Here is a 26148-nt window from a genome sequence, read left to right as displayed (position 1 = left end):
GATTGCTCCTTTATTTTTGGTTCATTATCTAATAATGTAGCGAAACATCTGTCAGAAGTCAAAAGCTAGGGGGAAACATTAGTGAATAGTTATATCAAATATGTATTAAAACGTGTCTTTTTCATGATCATCACGCTTTGGTTAATTGCAACAATCACCTTTTTCTTGATGCAATTGCTGCCGGGCACGCCATATACGAATCAGGAACGTTTGAGTCCTGAAACAATCGAGATGCTAAATAAACAAGTCGGTTTGGATAAACCAGTTATCGTACAATATGGGATTTATCTTTCTAATTTGCTTCAAGGCGATTTTGGAATTTCCTTCCAATTTAAAAACCAGCCAGTCGCACATTTGTTAGCTGGAAGAATCGGACCATCTTTGCAATTAGGGTTACAGGCAATTATCTTTGGAACAGTCCTAGGAACGATTTTAGGAACGATTTCTGCCATGAAGCAAAATACATGGGCAGATACATCTTCTACACTTGTAGCGATATTAGGTCGTTCCATTCCAAACTTTGTATTTGCTGTTTTACTACAATATATCTTTGCAATCAAATTACAAGTTTTACCAATCGCAAAATGGGATGGCTTTGTGTACACGATCTTGCCGACAATTGCATTGGCCATGTCGCCGCTTGCTGATTCTGCTCGATTTATCCGGACGGAAATGGTGGAAGTACTGCATAGTGATTACGTGGAATTAGCAAAAGCAAAAGGGTTGAGCCGTTGGGAAATCGCCTTTAAACATGGTCTTCGAAATAGTTTGATCCCATTGATGACTTTATTAGGACCCTTGGCTGTCGCATTGATGACCGGATCACTGGTGGTAGAAAATATCTTTGCTATTCCTGGTATCGGGGAACAATTCGTTAAGTCGATCACAACAAATGATTATCCTACGATCATGGCTGTAACGATCCTTTACTCATTTATGTTGATTTTTGTTATTTTGATCGTTGATTTGTTGTACGGTCTAGTTGATCCAAGAATTCGTGTTTCAGAAGGGAGCCGAGGATAAATGGAAATGACACCAAAGCGTTATGAAACAGTCGCAGATATTCCTGCGGATGAGTTTCTTCCATTACAAAAAAATACCGAAGAAGAACGTGAGCAGATTACTGCGCCTTCTTTGAATTTTATCCAAGATTCATGGCGCCGTTTAAAGAAAAACAAAGCTGCCGTTATTTCAATGTTTTTACTGTTGGTCATCATTTTGATCTCTGTGGTCACGATCTTTGTTTCTCCACATGATCCAACTGCCCAAAATGTGGCTTATATCAATTTGCCTCCTCGTATTCCGGGAATCAATATCGATGGATTGAATGGAAAAGCAATGGTCGGCGGTGAACTGGTGGATAAATATGCTCAAGCAAACGTTCCTTCAAATGTAAGTTTCTTTTTAGGAACAGACGGTTTGGGCCGTGATGTATTAAGCCGTTTATTTATGGGAACGAGAATCTCGTTGTTGATCGCATTTATTGCTGCATTACTAGATGTAACGATTGGTGTAGCTTACGGGTTAATATCTGGTTTGTTAGGCGGACGTGTCGATAATGCGATGCAACGTTTTTTGGAAATCTTGTCAGGAATTCCAAACCTCGTTGTCATGATCTTGATGTTGGTCGTTTTTGAACCAGGAATTTTTTCCATCGTGGCTGCTATGGCCATCACAAACTGGATACCAATGGCACGTATCGTTCGTGCACAAACAATGAAATTAAAAGATCAAGAATATGTTCTAGCTGGATTGACATTAGGTGAATCAAGAATGAAAATTGCATTCAAACATATTTTGCCGAATATCTCCAGTGTCATTATTATTCAAATGATGTTTAGCATCCCATCTGCTATTTTCTTCGAAGCCTTTTTAAGTTTTATCGGTTTAGGTCTTACGCCTCCGTCAGCTTCATTAGGAACGATGTTGAGCGAAGGGTACAAGACATTCCTGTATCTGCCTTATCTGTTATGGATTCCGGCAGTAACTTTATCGGTTATCATGATTGGCTTTAACTTACTTGCTGATGGATTGCGTGATGCCTTTGATCCTAAAATGAAAGAGTGAGGACGATGACGAAAATTTTAGAAGTGAAAGACTTAGAAATCTCTTTTGATACGTATGCTGGAAAGGTACGAGCGATTCGCGGTGTCAATTTTTATTTGAATAAAGGAGAAACATTGGCGATCGTTGGGGAATCTGGAAGCGGAAAATCAGTGACGACCAGAAGCATCATGCGCTTGCTGTCAAGCAATGCCAATATAGATGCTGGGCAAATCCTCTTTAAAGGTAAAGACATCGTTGAAAAGACAGAAAGAGAGATGCAAAAAATCCGCGGAAAAGAAATAGCAATGATTTTCCAAGATCCAATGACCTCTTTAGATCCGACGATGCCTATTGGGAAACAAGTTGCTGAGTCTCTTAGAAAGCATAATAAAGTTTCGAAAAAAGAGGGACAAAAAGCTGCATTAGAACTGCTTAAATTAGTTGGTATACCTGAAGCTGAGAAACGTATCAATAGTTATCCCCATCAGTTTTCAGGAGGTCAACGCCAACGGATCGTGATTGCGATCGCACTGGTATGTTATCCGGAAATCCTGATTGCTGATGAACCCACAACAGCACTTGATGTGACTATCCAAGCACAAATTTTGGAACTGCTGAAAGAAATTCAGACAAAAATCGATACATCAATCATTTTTATCACTCATGACCTTGGTGTAGTAGCAAACGTTGCTGACCGTGTAGCTGTTATGTATGGGGGAAGAATCGTTGAAGTTGGAACATCCGAAGAGATTTTCTACAACCCGCAACATCCCTATACTTGGGGACTGCTTGGCTCAATGCCGACATTAGACAGTGCGAACGACCGATTGTATGCCATTCCTGGTTCTCCACCGGATTTACTGAATCCACCAAAAGGAGACGCATTCTACCCAAGAAATGAATTCGCGATGAAAATCGATGCAGAACAAGAACCGCCATTTTTTGAACTATCAAAAACGCACAAGGCAGCAACTTGGCTACTTGCTCCACAAGCGCCTAAAGTGACACCGCCAGAAGAAATCCAACGTCGCTGGGCTATTTTTAAAGAGAAACAAAAACATACTTATGGTCAAGGAGGAATTGCTGATGCCAAATAAACTACTTGAAGTTAAAGGACTGAAACAGTATTTCAATGTAGGAAAAAAGAATGAAGTACATGCTGTAAATGACATCAGCTTTCACATCTATGAAGGAGAAACATTTGGTTTAGTAGGAGAATCTGGAAGCGGAAAATCCACTACTGGCCGTACGATCATTCGTTTGAATGAACCTACTGACGGTGAGATATTATTCGACGGTCAAGATGTAACGAAGATCAAAGACAAAAAAGGATTGACGAAATTCCGACATGATGTTCAGATGATCTTTCAAGATCCATACGCTTCGCTGAATCCTCGGATGAAAGTCAGAGATATCATTGCGGAAGGAATTGATGTCAATGGGTTAGCTAAGTCACCAGAGGAACGTGCCAAAAAAGTCGATGATCTATTAAGAACCGTTGGATTGAATCCGAGCCATGGCACTCGTTATCCCCATGAATTTTCAGGAGGACAACGCCAGCGTATTGGTATTGCACGAGCATTAGCAGTAAAACCGCGATTTATCATTTGCGATGAACCGATTTCTGCATTAGATGTTTCCATTCAAGCCCAAGTTGTCAATTTATTGCAAGATCTCCAACGAGAACATCAATTGACCTATCTATTTATTGCGCATGATTTATCAATGGTTAAACATATCAGCGACCGAATCGGTGTAATGCATAACGGTTTGTTATTAGAAATGGGTAAAAGTGATGAAATCTATAATCATGGTGTCCATCCTTATACAGAAAGTTTGTTATCTGCTATTCCTTTGCCAGATCCAGATCATGAGAGAAAGCGCAGAAGAATCAAATATCAACCCGAACCAGATGACGGACAAGTACGTCAGCTTCGTGAAATCGCACCAGAACATTTTGTTTATGCAACTGAGCAGGAAGTCTCATATTATGCAAAAAAATTAAAACGACAAAAGGAATCTCTTCTGGTTGCTAACTAGGAGGGACATAGATGCTAAAAGCTTTTAAATTCCGTATGTATCCGACAGAAGAACAAAAACAGCAATTGATTCGTACTTTTGGCTGTGTTCGATTTACCTATAACCATTTGCTGAAAGAACGGCAGAAAAGTTGGCAACAAACAGGAGTGGCCGATTTTTCGCTCACGCCTGCTACGTTAAAAAAAGAATACCCATTCTTAAAAGAGGTAGACAGTCTTGCTTTAGCAAATGCACAGCTTAATTTGGACCGAGCTTTTCGCAATTATTTCAAGGGACGTGCCAGCTTTCCAAAGCTTAAAACGAAAAAAAGTATGTGGCAATCTTATACGACGAATAATCAAACCCATACGGTCTATCTGAAAAACGGTCACTTAAAATTACCAAAACAAAAAGAACTGATCAAGATAAACCAGCACCGTCCAGTCGAAGGCACGATTCGTTCCGCTACGATTTCTGCTCGATATAATGAAGAGTTCTATGTCGCACTACTTTGTGATGTTTCATCAATAAAAAAAGAATCTTCAGCTAAATGGATTGGGATTGCCTATCATCCAAAAACATTGATCGAAACATCGCAGCCCATAGAAGTAACTTTGCCAAAATTTGACCAGACAGAAGAAAAACTTCAGCATGCACAGCGGAAATTAAGCGTAAAAGTCCGCTCCGCTCACCATAGAAAGACCAGGTTAGATAAGGCAAGCAATTATCAGAAACAAAAGAGAAAAGTAATGGATCTTTATCTGAAACAAAAGAACCAGCGAGAAGATTATCTTGAACAATTATCTGGGAAATTGGTCAAACAATATGACTACTTATTTGTAGAATCTTTTCCAAAAGAAGAGGCACATGCTGATTTTTCTATTCATGACTGGCATAAATTAATAACAAAATTGCGTTATAAGTCCCAATGGTATAATAAAAAATTTCTTTTGATCAATACCGACGGAGCAGAAGAAAGCAATTCTGTAAGAAAGAGCCAAGTGTTAGAACAACTAGGTAGGCATTCGGTCATCAAGGAATAAAAAATGAATGAAACTGACAGGAGCGTTAGGGTTCGCCTTGTTAATAAAAAGTCTGATTGACTTTTGTTTCTAGGAATTTTCTTTTGAAGAAAAGCTCACTAATTATGACAAACCAATAAAACAATAGCAGAAAAAACTCGTACGAATTTTTTCTGCTATTGTTATTTTTTTATTCGAAGAATTTTACTGACACGCCAAAGTATAGAGCAAAAAACGCAAAACACAAAGAGCGGCTTTCCATTTTTCTTGAGTGTTCAGAACGGAGTCCTTTCTTCACAATCCTTACTCATGATGCCCCGGCTTGAGCTGATAGATTTTTGAAGGGCGACCGATTCCTACAGGACGTTCGCCAATCTCGTCGAAATATTGGAGCATAGCTTTCTTAAAATTGGAATGATCGATCGTTTTATAATCGATTCCTAAGAACTTTGCAAATACTTTTCGAGCTTCTGTAATCGTGAAATCTTTACCTAAAACTTGCAAAACTTGCGGTTCGTGTTCCATTTTATTGACTACACGGTTGAATGCTTTCAAAATGATTTGACTATGGTCAAAAGCTAAAGTATCTTTGCCAGAAGACTCTCCAGTGACTAAGTCAAGTGAGATAGCCACTTCTCCGCTCGATAAATTGATTTTGTTGCCGTGACGTTCCAATGTGAACCAGCGTACTTCTTTAGCATCATCTCCGGCGATCAGCGGTTCTTCTCCAATAAAAGCTAAGTAGCTGACTGTGACGACCCAACCTCGCGGATCTCGATTAGGCGTACTGAATGTATGCAGTTGTTCAATGTTTTCTTTAGAGATAACTACACCAGTTTCTTCTTTTGTTTCTCTTAAGACACTTTCTCCAGTTGACTCATCCTTTTGGACAAAACCACCAGGTAATGCCCATGAATTTCGATAAGGATGCCCTTTTCGTTGGATCAGCAATACTTTCAGCTGATCTTCTTCTTTGTTATAGCACATCAGTACGATATCGACAGTCAAAGAGGGCTTGTCATATTCTGGACGTTCCTGTTTTTGATACCAGTTAAGAAAATCTTCTTCACTTGCTTCATGTTCATAATATAATTTTTCTTCTTCTTTAGAAGCAAATCGGTTCATCAGACCACCTCCGTTGACATTAAAAGTACTTTTTACCTTATTGTAGCAGACTCTGAAAAAAAACCAAGGATTTACTTGAAAAATCCTTGGTTCTCCCTTAAATATGAAAAATAAATGGGAGTACTAGATTGAATAAAAAGAAAAGCAGATAAAACGGTAATACTTTATACCGCTCTTCACGAACGGCAAAGAAGCCGCAAATAACGATATATGCGTCAATGACAAAACGTAAAAGCCATGCGACTGTCATGAAACTGTTCAAATGCCCATGAAGGTTAAAATAACCATACATACGAATATAAAAATAGCTGAATATCAAATGTGCTAATGAAAGAAAAGCAATACTAAGTGTAAAAAAAAGATGTTTCTTCTGCATGATCGTTCCAGTCCCTTACTAAAATAGATAGTCTTTATTATACCACGAGTCAGAAGAGAAATAAAAAGCCGTCTCCAACTAAACATGAAACAAGATGAAAAATAGCATTTATTCCCTCTGTCCTTCCTTTTGAAGGAGGGATTCATCATAGAGAAGAAGTCATTTATCCAGACTTTTTCATTTTGAAAAAAAGCTAACAGCTTGCTTTTTTTATGGTATACTAGCAAGGAAACGAATTCGCATCATGCGATAAAGGAGGAAGAGCCCCGTGGCAGAAAAGGAAACTTTTTATATCACTACGCCAATCTATTATCCAAGCGGCAAACTTCATATCGGCAACTCATATACTACGATTGCATGTGACGCAATTGCTCGTTATAAACGGTTGATGGGCTTTGATGTGTTTTATCTCACTGGAGTGGATGAACATGGTCAAAAAATCGAAACAAAAGCAGAAGAATTAGGTGTAAAACCGCAAGAATACGTAGATAAAATGGCGGCTGATGTCAAAAAATTATGGAAAACGCTTGATATCAGTTATGACAAATTCATTCGTACGACAGATGATTACCATAAAGCAGCTGTTCAAAAAATATTTGATCGTTTATTAGAACAGGGAGACATTTACTTAGGTGAATATGAAGGCTGGTACTCTGTTTCTGACGAAGAATTCTTTACGGAAACACAACTTGCAGAAGTGTACAAAGATGATGAAGGCAATGTGATCGGCGGTAAAGCGCCAAGCGGACACGAAGTAGAATTGGTAAAAGAAGAATCTTACTTCTTCCGCATGAGCAAATACGCAGATCGTCTGTTGGAATACTATGAAGAACATCCTGAATTCATCCAACCAGAATCTCGTAAAAATGAAATGATCAACAACTTTATCAAACCAGGATTAGAAGATCTTGCAGTTTCAAGAACAACCTTTACTTGGGGGGTACCAGTCAAGAGTGATCCGAAACATGTGGTGTATGTATGGATCGATGCATTGTCCAATTACATCACTGCACTAGGCTACGGGTCCGAGGATGAAAGTCTATTCGAAAAATACTGGCCTGCAGATGTTCAGATGGTCGGTAAAGAAATCGTTCGCTTCCATACGATCTATTGGCCAATCATGCTGATGGCTCTTGATTTGCCTCTACCTAAAAAAGTATTTGGTCATGGCTGGTTATTGATGAAAGATGGAAAAATGTCTAAATCAAAAGGAAATGTCGTTTATCCTGAAATGCTTGTGGAACGTTATGGTTTAGATGCACTCCGTTATTATTTGCTTCGTGCTGTGCCATTTGGGTCAGATGGCGTCTTTACGCCAGAAGATTTTGTTTCTCGTGTCAATTATGATCTGGCAAATGATCTAGGGAACTTATTGAATCGTACGATCGCTATGATCAATAAATATTGTGATGGACTCGTTCCTGATTATGCCTCACTTGTCACTCCATTTGACAGTGAACTGTCTACGACGGCTGCTAACGTTGTCGGACGTTACCATGATGCAATGGAAAAAATGGAATTCAATACAGCGTTAGCTGAAATCTGGGTGCTGATTTCTCGTGCAAACAAATACATTGACGAAACAGAACCATGGGTATTAGCAAAAGACGAAGAAAAGAAAGCTGAATTGAATAGTGTCATGATCCATTTAGCTGAATCCTTGCGTATCGCCGCAATTTTACTTCAACCGATCATGACAGAAACGCCAGAGAAGATCTTCAATCAACTAGGGTTGGACCCTGAAACGATGAATCTTGAAGGATTGCACTTTGGCGAATTCCCTTCAGGAACAAAAGTAGTTGCAAAAGGTACACCAATCTTCCCACGTTTGGATATGGAAGAAGAAGTTGCTTTTATCCAAGAAAAAATGTCTGAAGGTACTCAAACAAACGAAGATACAGTCAAATGGGATCCAGAAGAAACAGAACTTGTTTCAACGAAAGAAAAACAAATCAAATTTGATGTATTTGAAAAAGTTGAACTAAAAGTAGCAGAAGTCATCAACTGCCAAAAAGTAGAAGGGGCAGATAAGTTGTTGCAATTCCGACTAGATGCTGGAGACAGCCAAGATCGTCAAATTTTGTCAGGAATCGCTGAATTCTATCCTGATCCAAGCGAACTGATTGGGAAAAAAGTAGTGATCGTCGCAAATCTGAAACCACGAAAGATGCGTGGACAAATCAGTCAAGGAATGATCCTTTCCGCAGAAGCACCAGATGGCTCTTTACAAGTGATTGAAGCACCAAAATCCATGCCGAATGGCTCAGAGATCGCATAAAATCATAAGAAAAACTCGCAAGACAATGTTGCTTGCGAGTTTTTTTAATTCCTGTCAATTGCCCCAATGGTGATTATGGAAGCCAATCATATAATAAAGACACATATAACCATATAAATTGTATCCTAGAAAAAGAAGGACGAGCTTTACCCACCGATGGAATCTGCAGCTTCCTAAAAACAAAAGAAAAAGTGGCTGCGAATAGTTGAATAAAATATTTGTGCTCCTTTCCTCTGTCTGCCAATTAAGAAAAAGGCTGATAGGAATCGTAAAGACAGAAAGAAGCAACATAATGATAAGTGGACGGGCGGTTTTTAATTGGTTCATCTGGCGCTCCTTTTTATTTTATTGTCTCTTACATCCAAGGATTTTGAAAGCAATAATTTGTTGACATCTACTAATAGTATTTAAAATAAAGAAAACAATCATCGATTTTGACCTCGATGATTGTTTTCTTTATTTTGTAAAAATCCGATTATTTGATTTTATGGTAACCTTTTATTTTTGTCTTCAAACGGCTTGGTAAGAGCGCAGTAAGCAGTGCAAATGGAATCGAAAAGACATACCAGAAAATCGTTCTTCCAATACCATAACGCTGATACAGTTTCGTCAACATCACATGAAGCAAGATCAATCCTAAAAGCAAGGCACCAGCTGAAAACCAATGATTATTCCAATGCATGACTTCACGAAGTGCCATCACTCCGAAGGGATAAAAATAAAAATAGATCCCTGCTAAGGTCATCCGCCAGTTCTTTGTAAATGTTCCGATGTTCAATAAAAAGAAAATCGCTGAAAGCAAAATACCGATAGGTGGGAATAGCCCCACTAGAAAGGAATACAACATCCCCCACAAAATCATCACGGGGCCTTTGATCAATGCAACGATTGCGATGAACACCGTCAGCAATATCAATTTTTGTGATAACGTCGCAATGGTCAATAATCCAAATAAAATCAACGTGAACCAATGCCAACGGGACTGCTGCTGTTCTTTACGAGAAAAATCGATTCGGTTGGATAAATAATCTGCTAATTTCGGATAAGAACGCTTAAAATCCATAAACTGTTCCTCCTTCGTGGAAAAGGTAGGTTTAGTATACGCAAAATAAAGAGGAAATACATCCGTCTTAAGAGGGAGTTTTTCATTGAAAGTGGAGAAAAAAGAATGGTAAATTAAAATATTCTCAGTTATACTGAAAATTATACCAAATTTCAAAGAAGAAAGAGGATGGGAATGAAAGGCAAACTAAAACGAGAAATCAATCTGTTTGGCGCATTAGCTACCGTTATGGGAACCGTGATCGGCGCAGGGGTCTTCTTTAAAACCGCTGCTGTTACTGCAAGCACGCAGTCTACAAGTTTGACATTACTAGCTTGGCTTTTGGGTGGTTTCTTAACGATCTGTGCTGGATTGACAGTGGCTGAATTAGCTACAGCGATCCCAGAAACTGGTGGAGCTGTCAAATATATTGAAGCAGCTTATGGAAAGCTGCCCAGCTTTTTATTAGGATGGGCGCAAAGCTTGATTTATTTCCCCGCTAATATTGCTGCATTATCGATTATCTTTGCGACACAATTGACGAACTTATTACAATTATCTACCGACTACCTTTTGTTGATTGCAGTGATTACCGCTGTTTCTGTGACAGGATTGAATTTATTAGGAACAAAAGTCGGTGCGTCTGTACAATCAGTGACGCTGATTGTTAAATTGATACCAATTGCCGTGATTGTCGTATGGGGATTATTGACACCAGGACAAGGAACTGTCCAGCTATTTCCAATCGAAGCTGGAAAAGAGGTTACTTTTGTCGAAGGCTTGAGCAGTGCGTTGCTAGCAACATTGTTTGCTTATGACGGCTGGTTAGGCGTCGGCGCAATGGCTGGTGAAATGAAACGGCCGGAAAAAGATTTGCCTAAAGCGATTATACTTGGGCTGAGTTTTGTCACTGTCGTTTATTTATTGATCAATTTTGTTTTCTTGAAAACTCTGCCGATTGATCATCTTGCCGGTAATTTGAACGCAGCTTCTGAAGCATCAGACGTCATTTTTGGAGAAATCGGCGGAAAACTGGTCACTATTGGGATTTTGATTTCGGTATACGGGGCATTGAATGGGTATACCTTAACTGGGATTCGTGTGCCTTATGCGATGGCTTTGGAAGACGAGCTACCTTTCAGCAAACAGCTGACAAAGCTTTCAAAGAAATTTACGGTACCTTATGTTCCTGCGATTTTCCAGTTAGCAGTAGCTTGTATTATGATGAGCCTTGGTTCTTTCGACTTTTTAACCGACATGTTGATTTTTGTGATGTGGCTATTCAGTTTACTGATTTTTATCGGTGTCTTTATTTTAAGAAAAAAATCGCCGGAATTGCCACGCCCATATAAAGTACCACTTTATCCAATCGTTCCGATTATTGCGATTCTCGGTGCTATTTTCATTTTAGGTATGACGATGATGACGCAAACGAAATTAGCATTGATCGGTATAGGTGTTACCTTGATTGGTATCCCAGTCTATTATCAAAAAAAGAAAAAACGCTCAGAAGAGTAAAATATTTCAACAACAGATAGAAAAAGTACGAACTAAGTCCTCTGGATCTTCGTGCTTTTTCTGTTTCAACAAAACAAGTTCTTCTATTTTGATTTTTGCTACTTCTGCAAGCAGTGCTAATGTGCTAAAGTAAGAATGAAAAGGAGCGATAAACATGATATTTGATTCTCATACCCATTTAAATGCGGAACAGTTCAATGAAGATATTCCAGAAACGATTCAGCGAGCACAAGAAATGGGGGTAACGAAAATGGCGGTCGTGGGCTTCGATACGCCAACGATTGAAAAGTCTTTGCAATTAAGCCATGACTATCCAAATATATACAGTATTATCGGCTGGCATCCGACAGAGGCTGGCAGTTATACGAAAGAAATCGAAAATAAATTACAAGAACAATTGACTTTGCCAAAGGTTGTAGCATTAGGGGAAATTGGCTTGGATTATCATTGGATGGAAGACCCGAAAGAAGTCCAAGATAAAGTATTTCGCAGACAGATTGCTATCGCAAAAGAAATGAACCTTCCAATCAGTATCCATACTAGAGAAGCACTTGAAGACACGTATCAAATCCTAAAAGAAGAAGATGTTCGAGATATCGGTGGAATCATGCATAGTTTCAGCGGTGATTATGAATGGGCAAAACGATTTCTTGATTTAGGAATGCATATTTCATTTAGCGGTGTCGTCACTTTCAAAAAAGCATTAGATGTCCAAGAGGCTGCAGCAAATGTACCAATCGAACGATTACTAGTGGAAACAGATGCCCCTTATCTGGCACCAGTTCCTTTTAGAGGAAAGCGAAATGAACCAGGCTATACTCGTTATACAGTAGAAAAGATTGCTGAACTTCGGAATCTGCCAATAGAAGAAGTGGCTGCCCAAACATGGACAAATGCGCACCGATTATTTGGTCTAAGCGAACATGGATAAGATGAGGATCCAAGAGATTATAGTCGTTGAAGGAAAAGACGATACAAGAAGGCTGCGGGAAGTAGTTGATGCAGATACGATAGAAACGATCGGTTCTGCTATCAATGAAGATATCCTGATGCAAATTGAACATGCCCAAGAGACTCGAGGGGTGATCGTTTTTACCGACCCTGATTTTTCAGGAGAAAAAATAAGAAAAATCATTATGGAAGCTGTTCCTCAGGCAAAACATGCTTTTTTGCCGCGTACACAAGCTAAACCAAAGAAAAAGGGAAGTCTTGGTGTTGAACATGCAAGTGATGCTGCTATTTTAGAAGCATTGAAAAAAGTTGTGACGCCAGACATTTCCCAAACGGCTGTTTCTGAAATCACTAGACAAGACCTTTTAGACTATGGTTTAATAGCTGGAGCACAAGCAAAAGAAAAACGAGAAAAACTAGGTGATGAGTTGCGTATCGGTTATACGAACGGCAAACAATTGGAAAAACGTTTGAAGATGTTTCGTATCACGCCGAAAGAGCTCGCACAAGCAATGAAAATAGTGGAGGAACAACATGAGTGAATATCGTGAAATCGCGACACCCTCTAGAACAAAAGAGATTTTATTGAAACATGGTTTTTCATTTAAAAAAAGTTTAGGACAAAATTTTCTCACTGAACCAAATATTTTAAGAAAAATCGTAGAAACTGCGCAAATAGATGAACGAACGAACGTGATCGAAGTTGGGCCAGGAATCGGCGCATTGACAGAACAATTAGCGATGCATGCAAAGCAAGTCGTAGCATTTGAGATTGATGATCGTTTGATCCCTGTATTGGCTGATACGATGCAACCCTATGACAATGTGACCATCATACATCAAGATATTCTGAAGACGGATTTATCAACAGCCGTAAGAGAAACATTTCATGAAGAGCTTCCGTTAAAAGTCGTGGCGAATTTACCTTATTATATTACGACGCCCATCATGATGCATTTTCTTGAATCGGATTTGGTCGTGGATGAATTAGTCGTCATGATGCAAAAAGAAGTAGCTGATCGAATCTCTGCTGAACCAGGAACGAAAGCATACGGTTCATTATCGATTGCTGTTCAATATTATATGGAAGCCAGTTTAGCCTTCATCGTACCAAAAACAGTATTTGTCCCTCAGCCAAATGTAGATTCAGCGATTTTGAAACTGACAAGAAGAGATACACCGGCAGTAGAAGTGACGGACGAAAAAGCATTTTTCCGATTGACAAAAGCTGCATTTCAGCAAAGAAGAAAAACGCTTTGGAATAATTTGCAGCATTCGTATGGCAAAGATGATCAGACAAAAGCATGGTTAGCAAAAAGCTTGGAAACGGCTGGAATCGATCCAAAACGTCGTGGAGAGACGTTGTCATTACAAGAATTTGCCGCATTAAGCAATGCGATGTCAGAAAATAAGCAGTAAAAAAAGAGGTTGTGACAGAAGTGATCAGCTTCAAGAAATAAGAAGAAATTTACGAAAATTGCTTCTCCTATTTTTGATTTGGTTGGTCTTATTTCCGCAAAGGCAAGCTTTTGATTCCCATTATGAACAAGGAGATGTGACACAAATTTTGTCACATCTCCTATTTTTGTCTCTTGATCAAAAAATTCTTATACTGGATACTCACACTCATTTTGTATGGATTTAGAAAAGAATATGTGTCTTGACAGTTATTGATAAGTGAGTTATACTAAGTCGACATTTATGTGTCAAGACATATTAGGAGAGGGAAAAAATGAGAAAAAATTCAGTTCGAAAACTAACGATTTCTGCTTTATTGATTGGGATGGGGGTCATTATCCCAATGGTTATGCCTAAAATCATGATCCCACCTGCTTCTTTTACATTAGCGTCTCATGTGCCATTATTTATTGCGATGTTTTTTACACCAGGAGTTGCAGTGGCTGTTGCACTAGGTACGACATTCGGTTTCTTTTTGACAACACCAGTTATCATTGCATTGCGCGCATTGTCACATCTTGTATTTGCATTGATCGGGGCATGGTACTTGCAAAAGCATCCGAGTATCGTTTTAAAGAATGGACAGTTTACTTTTACTAATTGGCGTTTCCAAGGGTTCAATTTTGTGATAGGTGTGATTCATTCTTTAGTAGAAATGCTAGTAGTCAGCATCTTTTACTTCATCGGTAATATGCCTGACACGTATTACTCTCAAGGATATTTTTATACAGTGTTCATCTTGATGGGAATTGGTGGACTCATCCACAGTTTGGTTGATTATAATATTGCTTATTTTATAGCAGGAACACTCAGCAAATACTTTGATATCCCGGTATTTACGGCAGCAAAAAAAGGAAATCGGAAAGAATCGATTCAAGGGTACGCGAAGAAAACGACATACTAATGATCTATCAAAGAAAAACTCTCATCTGCTAACGGATAATAAATCCGCTAAGATGAGAATTTTTTGTCCTAAAAAGAGCTACACCACTATTTTCTGGCGTAGCTCTGAAGGGGGCAGATTAGGGAAGTTTGATGACTTGTTCGGTTTCTTTATCAAAGAAGTGCCCTTTATTGATGTTGAAGGCAAGGTCAACCATTTCACCTGGTTTATGGAAATCTCTTGCATCTACTTTTGAGATGAACTCAGTAGAACCAGTTTTTGTGTAAAGCATCGTTTCAGCACCAAGTAATTCGGAAACGACAACTTCTGATTTCACTACGGCTTCAGGTGAAGCTTCAAGGGCTACTTGTTCACTGTGGATGTCTTCTGGACGAATGCCGAAGATGACTTCTTTTCCTTCATAACCTTTTTCGACTAATACTTTGTTTTTCCCTTCAGGAATACGAAGCTTAAGCCCATGTCCATCTGTGATGACACCGTTTTTCAATGTCACATTAAAGAAGTTCATGGCAGGAGATCCAATAAAGCCGGCAACGAACATATTGACTGGTGTATCATAAACTTCTTTCGGTGTACCGATTTGCTGGATAAATCCGTCTTTCATGATAACGATTCGGTCAGCCATAGTCATCGCTTCTGTCTGATCATGAGTAACATAGATCGTCGTTGTTTCAAGACGTTGGTGAAGTTTGGCAATCTCAGCACGCATGGCTACACGTAATTTAGCATCTAAGTTTGACAATGGTTCATCCATCAAGAAGACTTTGGCATCCCGAACGATTGCACGTCCTAATGCTACACGTTGTCTTTGTCCACCAGATAAAGCAGCTGGTTTTCGTTTCAAGTATTCTGTCAGTCCGAGGATCTCTGCTGCATTGTCCACACGCTTTTTAATGTCTGCTTTATCATATTTACGTAATTTCAAACCAAAAGCCATATTATCATAAACAGTCATGTGAGGATACAATGCATAGTTTTGGAAAACCATGGCAATATCACGGTCTTTAGGTGCCACGTCATTCATGACTTTTCCGCCAATATTTAGTTCTCCTTCAGAGATATCTTCCAGTCCCGCAATCATTCGCAAAGTAGTTGACTTTCCACAACCGGAAGGACCAACAAAAACGATAAATTCACGGTCTTTGATTGATAGATTAAAATCAGTCACAGAATAATTTTCTGCATTATCATATTTTTTATATACGTTTTTCAGAGCCATTTCTACCATAATACGTTCCACACTTTCTTTTTTAGTTTTATTAACTGATTAAAGTATAAATGAAAGCGTTAACTAAGTTCAATGTCATGTTGAACAAGAATTTTTTCTTTTTTTTGTCAATGTGCTAGTTTTAAGCTTCAATAAATATCCATAAGAAATAAAAACTGATACACTGGAGTAAATAAGTATGTTAACCATATCAAAAGGAGTGTCTCTTATGAAAATCGCTTTGATCGCTCATGACCGAAAAAAACCTATGATGGTGAAATTAGCAACAGCGTATAAAACAATATTGGAAAAACATGAACTTTTTGCTACCGGGACGACTGGACAACGGATCACGGAAGCGACCGGATTGCCCATTCATCGGTTTAAATCCGGACCGTTAGGCGGAGATCAGCAAATTGGAGCAATGATCTCGGAGGACCAGTTAGATTTGGTGATTTTTCTTCGAGACCCCCTAGCTGCACAGCCGCATGAACCAGATGTAACAGCACTTATCCGTTTATCTGATGTTTATGAGATTCCGTTGGCTACGAATATCGGAACAGCTGAGGTGCTGCTAAGAGGACTGGAAGCCGGCTTCCTAGATTTTCGAAGAATCGTCCATGAAATAGACAAACGTCCACTTTCATTTTGATGGATAAGTGTATAGAAAAATAACGTTTAATGTTCGCCTATATGTAGCTATAAAAGCTAAACGAACTGAGAATATGCGATATAATACGAACGTATTGTATAATATAACCAATAATATTAGTTTTTCGTGTTTGCAGTAAATGTGAAAATATGCTATAGTTTCTGTGGGAAAAGATCCCAAAAATAATACAGAGTAGAAAATAAAGCGTTAAGTGCTAAGAGGATGGGATGTTGCCTCTTGGACGAAGGACGTAATGTTCGCGGTTTTATTTTCGCATTCGCTGCATGATACGATGTAGCAGCTCTTAAAGGAGATGCTAAAAATGAAGAAACACCGGTTAGACGCACGTATGATTGCTATTATGGGCTTACTGATTGCATTGATGGTCACGTTGTCCCGTCTGGTAGCAATCGAGACCCCATTTATTAAAATCAGTGTCACATTTATTCCACAAGTGATCATGGGCATTCTTTTTGGTCCTTTTTGGTCAGGGATAGGTGCAGTTTTAGCTGATTTAGTAGGAATGGCTCTCTTCTCGAAATCTGCATTTTTTATTGGATTTACATTGAATGCATTTATTGAAGGAGCAATCTACGGATTCTTTTTCTATCGAAAAGAAATCACTTGGAAAAATGCCATTTTGGCTACGCTTAGTGTCACGCTGATCATAAACTTATTTTTGACACCATTATGGCTTGCGTTGATGTACCATGTGCCATTGTTCAGCTGGGTCGTTTGGGCGCCCCGCCTGTTAAAAACAGTGATATGGTTACCGATTCAATCAATTGCCATTTATTACGTAGGACGTAGTGTTCCTTACAAAAAAATTTTAAGAAGTTTAGCGATCCACGCTAAATAAAAAACAAGCAGTCTTCCCATCCCAGAAGACTGCTTGTTTTTATTGTGCTGTGAATTGTGCTTGATAGAGCCGTCGGTAATAACCATCTTTTTGAAGCAACTCATCATGGGTGCCCATTTCGACAATGGCTCCCTGATCCATCACTAATATCTGGTCCGCATTTTTGATTGTGGACAGGCGATGGGCAATAACAAAACTGGTTTTTCCCTCCATCATTGCTAAGAAAGCTTGTTGGATTTTTTTCTCTGTCAATGTATCGACTGAGCTGGTAGCTTCATCTAAGATCAACATAGGCGGATTACTGATCATCGTTCGAGCAATCGTCAACAGTTGGCGTTGGCCATCTGATATCTTTAACCCTTGACCGCCAATCTTAGTATCTAATTTTTCCGGCAAACGTTCAACAAATTCATACATATAAGAGGCTTTTAGGGCATCATTGATTTCTACGTCACTTGCTTCCGGATTCCCAAAACGAAGATTTTCTCGCAATGTACTGTCAAATAGCCAAGTATCTTGTAACACCATTCCAAAACTTTTACGTAATGTATCACGTTGGATAGAGCGGATGTCATGGTCATCGATTGTAATCGTTCCTTTTGTTGTGTCATAAAAACGCATCAGCAAATTAACAAGTGTGGATTTTCCGGCCCCTGTTTTTCCTACTATAGCAATGGTTTGACCTGGATAAGCAGTAAAATTGAAATCTTCGATCAAACGCTGTTTGGGGTCATAAGAAAAAGAAACATGATCAAAAGAGACTTTTCCTTTGATATTTTTGGGTTCCAAGGCATAGGCATCTGGCAAATCAGGCTTTTCTTCTGGTTGATCGATCAAATCAAATGCTCGTTCTAGACCAGAAAAAGCGGTTTGCAGTTGTGTCGTGATTCCAGAAAGTTCGATAAATGGTTTAGAAAACTGACTTGAGTAGATCGTAAAACTGGAAATCACACCAACAGTGATTGACGAACCACTCTTCAATGCCAATAGGCCGCCAACTAAACCAATCGATAAATAAGCAAGGTGATCTACAAAACGAGAAGACGGGTTTGTCAAGGAAGAAGAAAATTGTGCCCGTTGTCCTTTTTGATATAGATCAGCATTTAGCAGTTCAAATTGCTGTTGACTAGCTTCTTCTTGCTGAAAAGCTTTCACGATTTTCTGATTACCGATTCGTTCGGTCACAAAGCCCGAGATCTCCCCAATGATTCTTTGCTGTCTATCGAAATTTGTTTGCGAAGCACGAGCAACGATCCAACTCACAAGGAAAATAATCGGTGTGGAACAAAGAACGACCAATGTCAGAAGTGGACTTAGACGCATCATAAAAATAAACGAAAGAAGGATGATCGCAACTCCGGAAAACAATTGATTGAAGGCAGCAGAAATCGCAATAGAAATGTTGTCCATATCATTTGTAAATCGACTGACGATATTTCCATGAGAATTTTGATCATAATAACGAAGTGGCAATCGATTCAGTTGAGCAAAAGCATCTTTTCTTAATGTTGCAACGGACAAGTAAGCTAACCGATTGCTTAATACTTGGATGAGCCATTGACTGACTACGTTGATCAAAACGATCCCACCGAACAGAATCAGTAAATGGAATAGTCGATTGAAGCGAACTTGTCCTTCTCCGATCATTTGATCGATACTTTGGCCAATTTGTAACGTCATCACAACTGTTGCGATCCCGTTGATGATCCCTAGTAATACAGCTAGCCAAATGTCTTTCGCATAAGCAGTAAGATAAGGGATGAAGCGACGGAGTGTCTGCAAGGATAATTTTTTTACTTTCATAACTATTCTTCCTCCTGTGATGCGACGATTTCCTGATATTCCGCTGATTGAGCAAGTAATTCTTCATGCGTACCTTGAGCAGCGATCTTTCCTTGATCCATCACTAAGATATGGTGGGCTTCTTGAATGGAGCGGACACGTTGGGAGATAATGATCACTGTACTGCCAAGATAAGTCTGCAGCGCCTTACGCAAATCCAAGTCAGTCTGATAATCCAACGCACTCAAAGAGTCATCTAAAATCAGTAATTCTGGCTTGGCAATCAAAGCTCTTGCAATCGTTAGTCGCTGTTTTTGACCGCCGGAGAAATTTTTTCCGTTTTCCATGACTTTTGTATCTAAACCATTTGGAAGCTGACGTACAAATTCTTCTGCCTGAGCGATTTTCAGGGCTTCCCAACACTCATCTTCTGTGGCATCTTGCTTACCCCATTGAAGGTTTTCACGAATAGTCCCAGTAAATAACACGGAAGTTTGGGGAACAAGGGCGATTTGCTGACGAAGATGATCCAGCTGCCAAGAACGAACGTCCATTCCATCCATTATGACTGTACCGGAACTGACATCATAGAAGCGCGGAATCAATTGAGTCAAAGTCGTTTTCCCGCTTCCCGTTGGACCAATGATTCCAAGGACCGTATTTCGCTTCAGCTGAAATGTAATCCCTTGAAGAGAAAGCCCAGAATCAGGAGTATAACGGAAGTCAACGTGATCAAAAGCGAGAATCGATTCAGAAGAAAAATCGGGAGTAGTACTGATCTCGGCTTCAAGAATCGAATTCTCTGTGTCTAGAACCTCTTTTACTCGATTACCTGAAGCTTCGGCACGTGTGAAGATCACGACGAGGTTTGAAACAACGATCAGTGCCAAAAGCATTTGATTCATATAATTGATCAAAGCAAGAACTTGTCCTTGTTGCAAACTCCCAATGTTTACTTTGATCCCGCCGACTGTTAGCAAACAAATGATTCCGACATTCATAATCAAGGTCGTAGCAGGTGATAAAAGGGCAGAGATATTGGAAACACGTAAATAATTGTTCGCTAGATCATTTGTGCTTTTATCAAACTTTTCTGTTTCTTTTTTTGTCTGTGCAAATGCACGTATGACACGAACGCCGCTAAGATTCTGGCTGACGTGTTCATTGAGCTGGTCTAGTTTTTCTTGCACTTTTTGATAGAGAGGAACAGTTTTTCTGATGATAAAAAATAAGATGATGGAGAAAATAGGCAATAATGCTAAGAAAAACAGACCTACTTCCCAGTCGATCACAAAAGCCATGACTACTGAACCGATGCTTAAAAATGGTGCTCTAATCAATAAACGAATGACCATTGCTAAAGCTAGTTGAAGCTGATTGATGTCGTTTGTCATTCGAGTGATCAAGGTATCTGTTCCAAAATGATTCAACTCGTTGTGAGAGAAAGTATTGATTTTTTTGATCAGCTGATTTCGCAACTCTGTACCAAATCCTTGTGAAGCTATTGAAGCGTAGTATTGGCAAATGATAGCACAAATCAGACCAATCACAGACATAGCGACCATCCATAAGCCCATTTCAATGATTTTTCCTCGGTCATTCATTTTTAATCCATTATCGATCAAGGAAGCCATCATTAAAGGTAGGACAAGTTCGAAGACAGCCTCAAGAAACTTGAAGAACGGACCCAAAATGATTTGCTTACGATAATCTTTTGCATAACGTAATAACTGAATCATATGATTCCTCCTATTATTTATTTGTCTACAGTTGAAAAAACAAGTACTACCACATTGTAGCTTAGGAAATTTAGAATGAAAAGAGAACAAGCCTTTTCATAAATGAAAGTTTTATTATGAAGAGATTTTAGAGATTGAATAGAATATTTTTTAGAAAAAAAGAAAGAGAACGGGAAATTCATCCCGGTCTCTTCATTCCTCCAAACGTCTATTTTGTCCGATTTTTTATAAATGAATCGTGTGCAAAAGGTGGATCAGGTACAGAATCATCAATGGAGCGCTATTTACTTTTTGAAAATAAAAAAGTAGTGATTCCATGATTTAAGTAAAAAACAGCGAGTATAAAGCAAATGATCCTAGTAATGAATAAAATCTCATAAAATGGAGAGGGCGAAGCTTCATTTTCCATAAAAACCATCGTTATTTTTGGTGAAAAAATTAAAAGTAACGATGTTATTAAATCTAATAACAGCTTTGTTTTCATAGTTTATTCTCCTTTTTTAAAAGTTGTTGAAATCGTTTTCTTTTTATGCTGTAAAGTTATTGTAACAAATTGTTTGTGGGAAAGCTAATTAATGTTGAAAGAAGGGATATGAGAATGAAAAAATCGTTGATTGGTTTATTATGTGTGGCAGCTTTAGGGGGGGTAAGTAATATCGGACAGCCTGTGTTTGCTGTAGAAGTGGATGCATCAGTGATCGACATATCAAATGAAAAGAAAGAGATAAACATAAGTCCCGTACTCACTTTTGATGAAATGGTGCGAGAAGTAGCAAAAGAAAACGGCATCCCTATTATCCAAGCACAACAAGAGCTTGGATTCACAGATGAAAGTGCAAGACAAGCACGTACAGCAAGAGCAACATACAGAACATTATCGCAATCTTTCACAGTCAATGCTAGTTATAGACCCACGATGCGCTTTTATTGGGAGACCAGTGAAAGTGGAAATTTTAGGGCTATCAAAAGAATCGTACGAGTTGAAATGATCCGCGGATATAATGGTTTGTCGAAACAATTTGGTGGAACTGTTTATGTTCATTTAGAAGATGCTAACCGTATTTTTTACATTGTAAATGGCGACTTCTTCAATAATGGTTCAACAACTTGGAATGCAGGGGTGAACATCGGAGTAGGAAGAAACGCTTCTATTAAGTTTGGTGTAACGAATACAACCTCTCATTATCAATATCGCTATGTAGAAAGTCGTTTGCGATTTTGATATCAAAACAGCACACGAAAAAGAAAACAAGGCAGGAACAGTGATGTTTCTACCTTGTTTTCTTAATCAATGGGAAAAAACTAAGAGTGGTGTACGTAATCAATAAAAAGGATGGTGACAACAGTACCTCTTTACTCTCTGAAAGCATCATAACTCGTTTTTCCTCGTTACGCCAATAAATTGTTGTTATACCAGATATAAGGATTTGTAATAACAAAAAGCAGACAGAAAAATTGAGAGCTGTGCCTCCTATTTTGTGTGGAAGGATTTATAGAACGCAAAAATCAAGATAAAGATAAATAAAAATCCTGTTTCGGCTATATATTGCGTATCTACATCAATAAAACGGGTTTGTTCTGTCATAGCCATATAAAGCAAAGGTAAAAACACAACCACAGCGAGATAAGATCCGATGATTTCGCGAAAAGTTTTCCAAGAAGTATACTTCCTCTTTTTAGATTTATCCGATTTCATTGAATAGTCATAGCCTCCTTGTTCTTTCTTTATTGTTTGGAAATCCCAGTATAAAAACCGGAAGGAACTGTTCTTTTTTAGAATAAAAATTATAAGGGATAAGTGAGCTGCTGTCTATAACAAGACATATTTTTCAACCCTTTATTAAAGATTTTATTGACAAAATGAATCCGTTTTCTATGATGGAGTAGGGGTGGATAAGTTGTTAAAACACGAAATTTTATGCTACTTAGAGAACCAGACAGCCTTTTTCGATCTCAACCATATGAACGAGGTCTTTACAGCAAAAAGATTGGCTGAACATTTTGGGGTAAAAAGAAACACAGTCAGTCATTATTTGAACCAGTTGAATGAAGAGAAACTACTAGTCAAAATCAATTCTCGTCCAGTGGTTTATTTCCACAAAGAAGCTTTTGAAAAACAATTTTTTAAGTTACGTACGAATTTTTATTTTTCTATCAATGATCTTAAAGAAGAACAGCCTTTTTTCGCACAACCAAAAGATTTATTCTCTTTTATGATCGGACACGACGCCAGTTTGAAAGAAAGTATCGAACAAATCAAAACAGCTCTTTACTATCCAGATGGCGGACTGCCACTTTTGATCACAGGTGAAAGCGGCACAGGTAAAAGTTATTTAGTCCATTTAGTCTATCAGTATTGTCTGCTTCATGATTTACTAGAGGACTCTGCACCATTCATCACTTTCAATTGTGCACAATATGCAGATAATCCTGAACTGTTGACTAGCAATTTGTTTGGTCACGTCAAAGGAGCTTACACTGGAGCAGAAGAAAATAAAAAAGGGGCTTTCGAAGCAGCAGATGGTGGAATCTTGTTTTTAGACGAGGTACATCGCTTAACACCAGAAGGGCAGGAAAAACTATTCACCTATCTTGATCAAGGTGTGATTTATCGTATGGGAGAACCTAATTTGTCACGGCGGATCAAAACACGTCTTTTTTTTGCCACGACAGAAGAGACCACTAGTCATTTCTTAACCACTTTCATTCGAAGAATACCTATCCGAATCGAACTGCCTGCGCTCAATCAGCGTAGTCGAAATGAACGGCTAGAACTGGTTTACTCTTTTTTTATCGAGGAACAAAGAAAAATGGGAAGCCCTTTGTCAGTCAGTGGCCCAGTTTTGTCACTTCTAGCAGGTCAAAAATTATCTGGAAACATAGGAGAGCTGAAAAATATTGTCAAAGTTTCAGCAGCAAAAGCGTATGCTGAACAACGTGAACAGTCGGAGATCCATGTCACCATCCATCATTTGCAAAAAGAACTACTCGCTGAGCCCATTACCAAAAATACAGCACAGCAAGGAATCTATATCACGCAAGACCAGACCTTAGAACAATTGATGGAAAAGCAACAACCAGAACAGCAACGAATCGTTAAAAGTTTTGAGCAAATCCTGCTTGATTTCAAAAAAAATAAGTGTCTTCTATATTCTTGCGAAGGAAAACTAAAACAAGAAGTGATCCAATTATTTGATTTTTTGCTATTTGAGACCAGTAGACAAGAAAAACACGAGCTGTTGGTTTATTGGACTCAATCTATCCGTGAGACCTTTCGACAAATGGAGTCTGCCTATCAAATCAAATTCGATGGAAACAGTGTCTATGCCTTGAGTTACTATCTTTATCAGCGAAGCACTGTCAAATGGTTACCGGAAGAACATGCGATTATCCAACTAATCAAAGAATTAGAAAAACAGGTTTCTCAATCTTATCCATCTAGTTATCATTATGTCCAGCGAATCTTGGAACTGAGTAAGATTAAATTAGATATTGAAGTCACTAGTATGGATCGGATTTTACTGACGATCTATCTAAAAAAAGCAAAATGGTCAAAAGAAAAACAACTGCCAAAAGCAATGATTGCTGCGCACGGTTATGCAACTGCCAGCAGTATGGCAAATGTGGTCAATCGTTTATTACAAGAAGATCTATTTGAATCATTTGATATGCCGCTAGATGTCACACCACAGCAGATTGCTGCAGAAATCGTGGATTATTGCGAAAACAGCGATGTTTCAAATGGGTTGATCATATTAGTAGATATGGGATCTCTGAAAGAAATCCATCAGTTTTTTAAAAAACAATTATCTGTACCACTTTTGATTTTGAATAATGTGACGACACCTTTAGCCATCACAGTAGGGGAATGCTTGAAAAAAAATGCAGCTTTAGAAGAAATAGCAGAAGAGGCCGTTCGTCAAATCCAACCAGAATGGCGGCTCCTCTATCCACAAGAAAATAAACCCAAAGCACTCATTACTACCTGCTTCACTGGAATCGGCACGGCGGCTCACCTAAGTGAACTGCTAGAGAAAAGTTTGCCTACGACTTGTCAGTTGAAAATCATCCCATATGAATATCAGCGATTAAAAGATAAGAAAAACAGGGAACCATTGTTTTCCATATACGAAATCGTAGGGATCATAGGTACCGCAGATCCTGCTATCACCGATATCGACTATCTTTCATTAGAAGACCTCATCTCAGGAGAGAAGATGTCTGTACTAGCAGAATGGTTGGATTCTGCTATGAATGTTTCAGATAAGGAAACATTCAACCAGAACATCATTCGCAATTTTTCATTGGAGAAAGTACTGGACTCTGTGACTATTCTAGATACAGAAAAGGTGATGGAGGAAATCGATCATTTTATGCGAGAATTAGAGGTGCAGTTGAATCGAAGAATCAGTAATCCCAAAAAACTAGCGTTATATGTCCATGTGAGCTGTCTAATCGAACGTTTGATTCGACAAATGCCAATTGAAACCTATCAAGGATTAGAGAAATGGGAACAGTGTCAAAAAGAAGAGGTATCTGCTATTAAATCTGCGTTTAGTGTCATTGAAGAGCATTATAGTGTCATGATCCCTCATTCTGAGATTGCCTATATCTGTGATATTTTGAGTGAAAGTACAGAGTTACTCTCGATAGAAGAAGAATTTTGAACATACGCAAGTTGCGGCCACTAACTTTGGCACGCAACTTGCTTTTTAGTATGTGTAAGTAAAAAGAGGAGATGAAAAAGTGGACAGAGAAATTATCTTAGCTTCCCATGGAAAATTTGCTTCAGGGATACTAGATTCATTAGAGCTAATCTATGGGAAAAATCATTCTATTACTGCATTGGACTGCTATACTGATGAGAATTTTGATTTAACGGAATCAGTAAGTCAGCTGTTTATGAGGTACAAAGATAAAGAAATCATTGTTCTGACGGATCTTTTTGGCGGAAGTGTCAACAATGAATTCTTACAATATATCAATCAGGATCATGTCTATCTTGTTGCCGGATTGAATTTGCCACTCTTGATTGAGCTAGTATCTCGGTTGGACGCTGAAGTAGAGACAACTGTTTTGATCCAACAGGTGCTAACTGATTCAAAAAAAATGATCCAGTTTTGTAACGAACGGATCAATCAAAAAATAGAAGAAGACGAATTTTAGGAGG

At 38.7% G+C, this 26148-nt stretch carries 24 protein-coding genes and 1 riboswitch; of the genes, 16 read left to right on the top strand and 8 right to left on the bottom strand.

From position 1 onward, the window contains the following. The first annotated feature begins 81 nt into the window (after positions 1-81). The 5 genes from opp3b to IGK53_RS10130 are packed head-to-tail and all read left to right on the top strand — an operon-like array spanning position 82 to position 5108. Positions 82-1023, top strand: a complete 942-nt coding sequence (gene opp3b / locus IGK53_RS10150) for an oligopeptide ABC transporter permease (protein WP_002293573.1) — start codon at positions 82-84, stop codon at positions 1021-1023. Next, complete coding sequence (locus IGK53_RS10145; protein WP_002293574.1) at positions 1024-2067, top strand: ABC transporter permease; 1044 nt, start codon at positions 1024-1026, stop codon at positions 2065-2067. A 5-nt stretch (positions 2068-2072) separates the two neighbouring features. Then, positions 2073-3143, top strand: coding sequence for an ABC transporter ATP-binding protein (locus IGK53_RS10140; protein WP_002293575.1), 1071 nt, complete (start codon positions 2073-2075; stop codon positions 3141-3143). Next, entirely contained in the window at positions 3133-4086 is a 954-nt protein-coding gene (locus IGK53_RS10135) for an ABC transporter ATP-binding protein (protein WP_002293576.1), read from the top strand. Before IGK53_RS10140 ends, IGK53_RS10135 begins: the two co-directional genes overlap by 11 nt. Before the next feature lie 11 nt (positions 4087-4097). Then, positions 4098-5108, top strand: coding sequence for an RNA-guided endonuclease TnpB family protein (locus tag IGK53_RS10130; RefSeq protein ID WP_002293578.1), 1011 nt, complete (start codon positions 4098-4100; stop codon positions 5106-5108). Positions 5109-5390: 282 nt separating this feature from the next. Here the strand turns inward: IGK53_RS10130 and IGK53_RS10125 are convergent, their stop codons facing one another. Both IGK53_RS10125 and IGK53_RS10120 read right to left on the bottom strand, forming a co-directional pair. Further along, positions 5391-6212 (bottom strand): NUDIX domain-containing protein, encoded by an 822-nt coding sequence (locus tag IGK53_RS10125; protein WP_002293580.1) that lies wholly within the window; start codon positions 6210-6212, stop codon positions 5391-5393. 97 nt (positions 6213-6309) lie between these two features. Further along, positions 6310-6588: a hypothetical protein gene (locus IGK53_RS10120; RefSeq protein WP_002293582.1), complete on the bottom strand. Its 279-nt coding sequence runs from the start codon at positions 6586-6588 to the stop codon at positions 6310-6312. 268 nt (positions 6589-6856) lie between these two features. Between IGK53_RS10120 and metG the strand changes: the two genes are divergently transcribed. After that, positions 6857-8866 (top strand): methionine--tRNA ligase, encoded by a 2010-nt coding sequence (metG, locus tag IGK53_RS10115; protein ID WP_002293583.1) that lies wholly within the window; start codon positions 6857-6859, stop codon positions 8864-8866. Between the two features lie 475 nt (positions 8867-9341). Here the strand turns inward: metG and IGK53_RS10110 are convergent, their stop codons facing one another. Further along, the gene (locus tag IGK53_RS10110; protein ID WP_080489359.1) at positions 9342-9929 is read right to left on the bottom strand and encodes a hypothetical protein; all 588 of its coding nucleotides are present in this window, start codon (positions 9927-9929) and stop codon (positions 9342-9344) included. A gap of 174 nt (positions 9930-10103) precedes the next feature. Between IGK53_RS10110 and IGK53_RS10105 the strand changes: the two genes are divergently transcribed. Further along, positions 10104-11426 (top strand): APC family permease, encoded by a 1323-nt coding sequence (locus tag IGK53_RS10105; protein WP_002328947.1) that lies wholly within the window; start codon positions 10104-10106, stop codon positions 11424-11426. Between the two features lie 6 nt (positions 11427-11432). Here IGK53_RS10105 and IGK53_RS10100 read toward each other — a convergent pair whose 3' ends face one another. After that, complete coding sequence (locus tag IGK53_RS10100) at positions 11433-11582, bottom strand: hypothetical protein (RefSeq protein WP_002293589.1); 150 nt, start codon at positions 11580-11582, stop codon at positions 11433-11435. On the opposite strand from IGK53_RS10100, the gene IGK53_RS10095 reads away from it, so the two are divergent. From IGK53_RS10095 to IGK53_RS10080, 4 genes are all read left to right on the top strand, one after another. Then, the gene (locus IGK53_RS10095) at positions 11581-12357 is read left to right on the top strand and encodes a TatD family hydrolase (protein WP_002293591.1); all 777 of its coding nucleotides are present in this window, start codon (positions 11581-11583) and stop codon (positions 12355-12357) included. The genes IGK53_RS10100 and IGK53_RS10095 overlap by 2 nt on opposite strands. Then, the gene (gene rnmV, locus IGK53_RS10090; protein ID WP_002315760.1) at positions 12350-12919 is read left to right on the top strand and encodes a ribonuclease M5; all 570 of its coding nucleotides are present in this window, start codon (positions 12350-12352) and stop codon (positions 12917-12919) included. The genes IGK53_RS10095 and rnmV overlap by 8 nt, the downstream gene beginning before the upstream one ends. Further along, the gene (rsmA, locus tag IGK53_RS10085; protein WP_002293596.1) at positions 12912-13796 is read left to right on the top strand and encodes a 16S rRNA (adenine(1518)-N(6)/adenine(1519)-N(6))-dimethyltransferase RsmA; all 885 of its coding nucleotides are present in this window, start codon (positions 12912-12914) and stop codon (positions 13794-13796) included. The genes rnmV and rsmA overlap by 8 nt, the downstream gene beginning before the upstream one ends. Before the next feature lie 313 nt (positions 13797-14109). Next, positions 14110-14739, top strand: coding sequence for a hypothetical protein (locus IGK53_RS10080; protein ID WP_002291071.1), 630 nt, complete (start codon positions 14110-14112; stop codon positions 14737-14739). 118 nt (positions 14740-14857) lie between these two features. On the opposite strand, the gene IGK53_RS10075 is transcribed toward IGK53_RS10080, so the two are convergent. After that, positions 14858-15967, bottom strand: a complete 1110-nt coding sequence (locus IGK53_RS10075; protein WP_002291070.1) for an ABC transporter ATP-binding protein — start codon at positions 15965-15967, stop codon at positions 14858-14860. 208 nt (positions 15968-16175) lie between these two features. Here IGK53_RS10075 and mgsA point away from each other — a divergent pair, with 208 nt between their 5' ends. Then, positions 16176-16598, top strand: a complete 423-nt coding sequence (gene mgsA / locus IGK53_RS10070) for a methylglyoxal synthase (RefSeq protein ID WP_002291069.1) — start codon at positions 16176-16178, stop codon at positions 16596-16598. Between the two features lie 186 nt (positions 16599-16784). Beyond that, positions 16785-16883: riboswitch (THF riboswitch) on the top strand. Between the two features lie 37 nt (positions 16884-16920). After that, complete coding sequence (locus IGK53_RS10065; RefSeq protein ID WP_002291062.1) at positions 16921-17457, top strand: folate family ECF transporter S component; 537 nt, start codon at positions 16921-16923, stop codon at positions 17455-17457. 39 nt (positions 17458-17496) lie between these two features. Here the strand turns inward: IGK53_RS10065 and IGK53_RS10060 are convergent, their stop codons facing one another. Next, positions 17497-19260 (bottom strand): ABC transporter ATP-binding protein, encoded by a 1764-nt coding sequence (locus tag IGK53_RS10060; protein WP_002291060.1) that lies wholly within the window; start codon positions 19258-19260, stop codon positions 17497-17499. A gap of 2 nt (positions 19261-19262) precedes the next feature. Continuing rightward, the gene (locus IGK53_RS10055) at positions 19263-20978 is read right to left on the bottom strand and encodes an ABC transporter ATP-binding protein (protein WP_002291058.1); all 1716 of its coding nucleotides are present in this window, start codon (positions 20976-20978) and stop codon (positions 19263-19265) included. Positions 20979-21576: 598 nt separating this feature from the next. Between IGK53_RS10055 and IGK53_RS10050 the strand changes: the two genes are divergently transcribed. Further along, positions 21577-22200: a hypothetical protein gene (locus IGK53_RS10050; protein WP_002291054.1), complete on the top strand. Its 624-nt coding sequence runs from the start codon at positions 21577-21579 to the stop codon at positions 22198-22200. Between the two features lie 249 nt (positions 22201-22449). On the opposite strand, the gene IGK53_RS10045 is transcribed toward IGK53_RS10050, so the two are convergent. Further along, positions 22450-22674, bottom strand: coding sequence for a hypothetical protein (locus IGK53_RS10045; RefSeq protein WP_002315767.1), 225 nt, complete (start codon positions 22672-22674; stop codon positions 22450-22452). Positions 22675-22867: 193 nt separating this feature from the next. On the opposite strand from IGK53_RS10045, the gene IGK53_RS10040 reads away from it, so the two are divergent. Together IGK53_RS10040 and IGK53_RS10035 are read left to right on the top strand one after the other, a co-directional pair. After that, positions 22868-25645 (top strand): sigma 54-interacting transcriptional regulator, encoded by a 2778-nt coding sequence (locus IGK53_RS10040; RefSeq protein WP_002341202.1) that lies wholly within the window; start codon positions 22868-22870, stop codon positions 25643-25645. A gap of 79 nt (positions 25646-25724) precedes the next feature. Continuing rightward, the gene (locus IGK53_RS10035) at positions 25725-26144 is read left to right on the top strand and encodes a PTS sugar transporter subunit IIA (RefSeq protein ID WP_002328951.1); all 420 of its coding nucleotides are present in this window, start codon (positions 25725-25727) and stop codon (positions 26142-26144) included. Positions 26145-26148: the final 4 nt, after the last annotated feature.

This window comes from Enterococcus sp. DIV1224 (assembly GCF_050555455.1).
GTDB lineage: Bacteria > Bacillota > Bacilli > Lactobacillales > Enterococcaceae > Enterococcus_B > Enterococcus_B lactis.
Note: the sequence above shows the minus strand (reverse complement) of the source record. Positions and strands in the feature narration are given on the sequence as shown.

Excerpts from the sequence above, each read along its gene's own strand:
- IGK53_RS10060 (WP_002291060.1), bottom strand. The coding sequence starts at position 19,260 with ATGAAAGTAAAAAAATTATCCTTGCAGACACTCCGTCGCTTCATCCCT.
- mgsA (WP_002291069.1), top strand. The coding sequence starts at position 16,176 with ATGAAAATCGCTTTGATCGCTCATGACCGAAAAAAACCTATGATGGTG.
- IGK53_RS10080 (WP_002291071.1), top strand. The coding sequence starts at position 14,110 with ATGAGAAAAAATTCAGTTCGAAAACTAACGATTTCTGCTTTATTGATT.
- IGK53_RS10120 (WP_002293582.1), bottom strand. The coding sequence starts at position 6,588 with ATGCAGAAGAAACATCTTTTTTTTACACTTAGTATTGCTTTTCTTTCA.
- rnmV (WP_002315760.1), top strand. The coding sequence starts at position 12,350 with ATGGATAAGATGAGGATCCAAGAGATTATAGTCGTTGAAGGAAAAGAC.
- IGK53_RS10050 (WP_002291054.1), top strand. The coding sequence starts at position 21,577 with ATGAAAAAATCGTTGATTGGTTTATTATGTGTGGCAGCTTTAGGGGGG.
- IGK53_RS10130 (WP_002293578.1), top strand. The coding sequence starts at position 4,098 with ATGCTAAAAGCTTTTAAATTCCGTATGTATCCGACAGAAGAACAAAAA.
- IGK53_RS10110 (WP_080489359.1), bottom strand. The coding sequence starts at position 9,929 with ATGGATTTTAAGCGTTCTTATCCGAAATTAGCAGATTATTTATCCAAC.
- IGK53_RS10125 (WP_002293580.1), bottom strand. The coding sequence starts at position 6,212 with ATGAACCGATTTGCTTCTAAAGAAGAAGAAAAATTATATTATGAACAT.
- IGK53_RS10145 (WP_002293574.1), top strand. The coding sequence starts at position 1,024 with ATGGAAATGACACCAAAGCGTTATGAAACAGTCGCAGATATTCCTGCG.
- IGK53_RS10045 (WP_002315767.1), bottom strand. The coding sequence starts at position 22,674 with ATGAAATCGGATAAATCTAAAAAGAGGAAGTATACTTCTTGGAAAACT.
- IGK53_RS10135 (WP_002293576.1), top strand. The coding sequence starts at position 3,133 with ATGCCAAATAAACTACTTGAAGTTAAAGGACTGAAACAGTATTTCAAT.
- IGK53_RS10065 (WP_002291062.1), top strand. The coding sequence starts at position 16,921 with ATGAAGAAACACCGGTTAGACGCACGTATGATTGCTATTATGGGCTTA.
- IGK53_RS10105 (WP_002328947.1), top strand. The coding sequence starts at position 10,104 with ATGAAAGGCAAACTAAAACGAGAAATCAATCTGTTTGGCGCATTAGCT.
- IGK53_RS10100 (WP_002293589.1), bottom strand. The coding sequence starts at position 11,582 with ATGTTTATCGCTCCTTTTCATTCTTACTTTAGCACATTAGCACTGCTT.
- IGK53_RS10055 (WP_002291058.1), bottom strand. The coding sequence starts at position 20,978 with ATGATTCAGTTATTACGTTATGCAAAAGATTATCGTAAGCAAATCATT.
- rsmA (WP_002293596.1), top strand. The coding sequence starts at position 12,912 with ATGAGTGAATATCGTGAAATCGCGACACCCTCTAGAACAAAAGAGATT.
- IGK53_RS10095 (WP_002293591.1), top strand. The coding sequence starts at position 11,581 with ATGATATTTGATTCTCATACCCATTTAAATGCGGAACAGTTCAATGAA.
- IGK53_RS10140 (WP_002293575.1), top strand. The coding sequence starts at position 2,073 with ATGACGAAAATTTTAGAAGTGAAAGACTTAGAAATCTCTTTTGATACG.
- IGK53_RS10075 (WP_002291070.1), bottom strand. The coding sequence starts at position 15,967 with ATGGTAGAAATGGCTCTGAAAAACGTATATAAAAAATATGATAATGCA.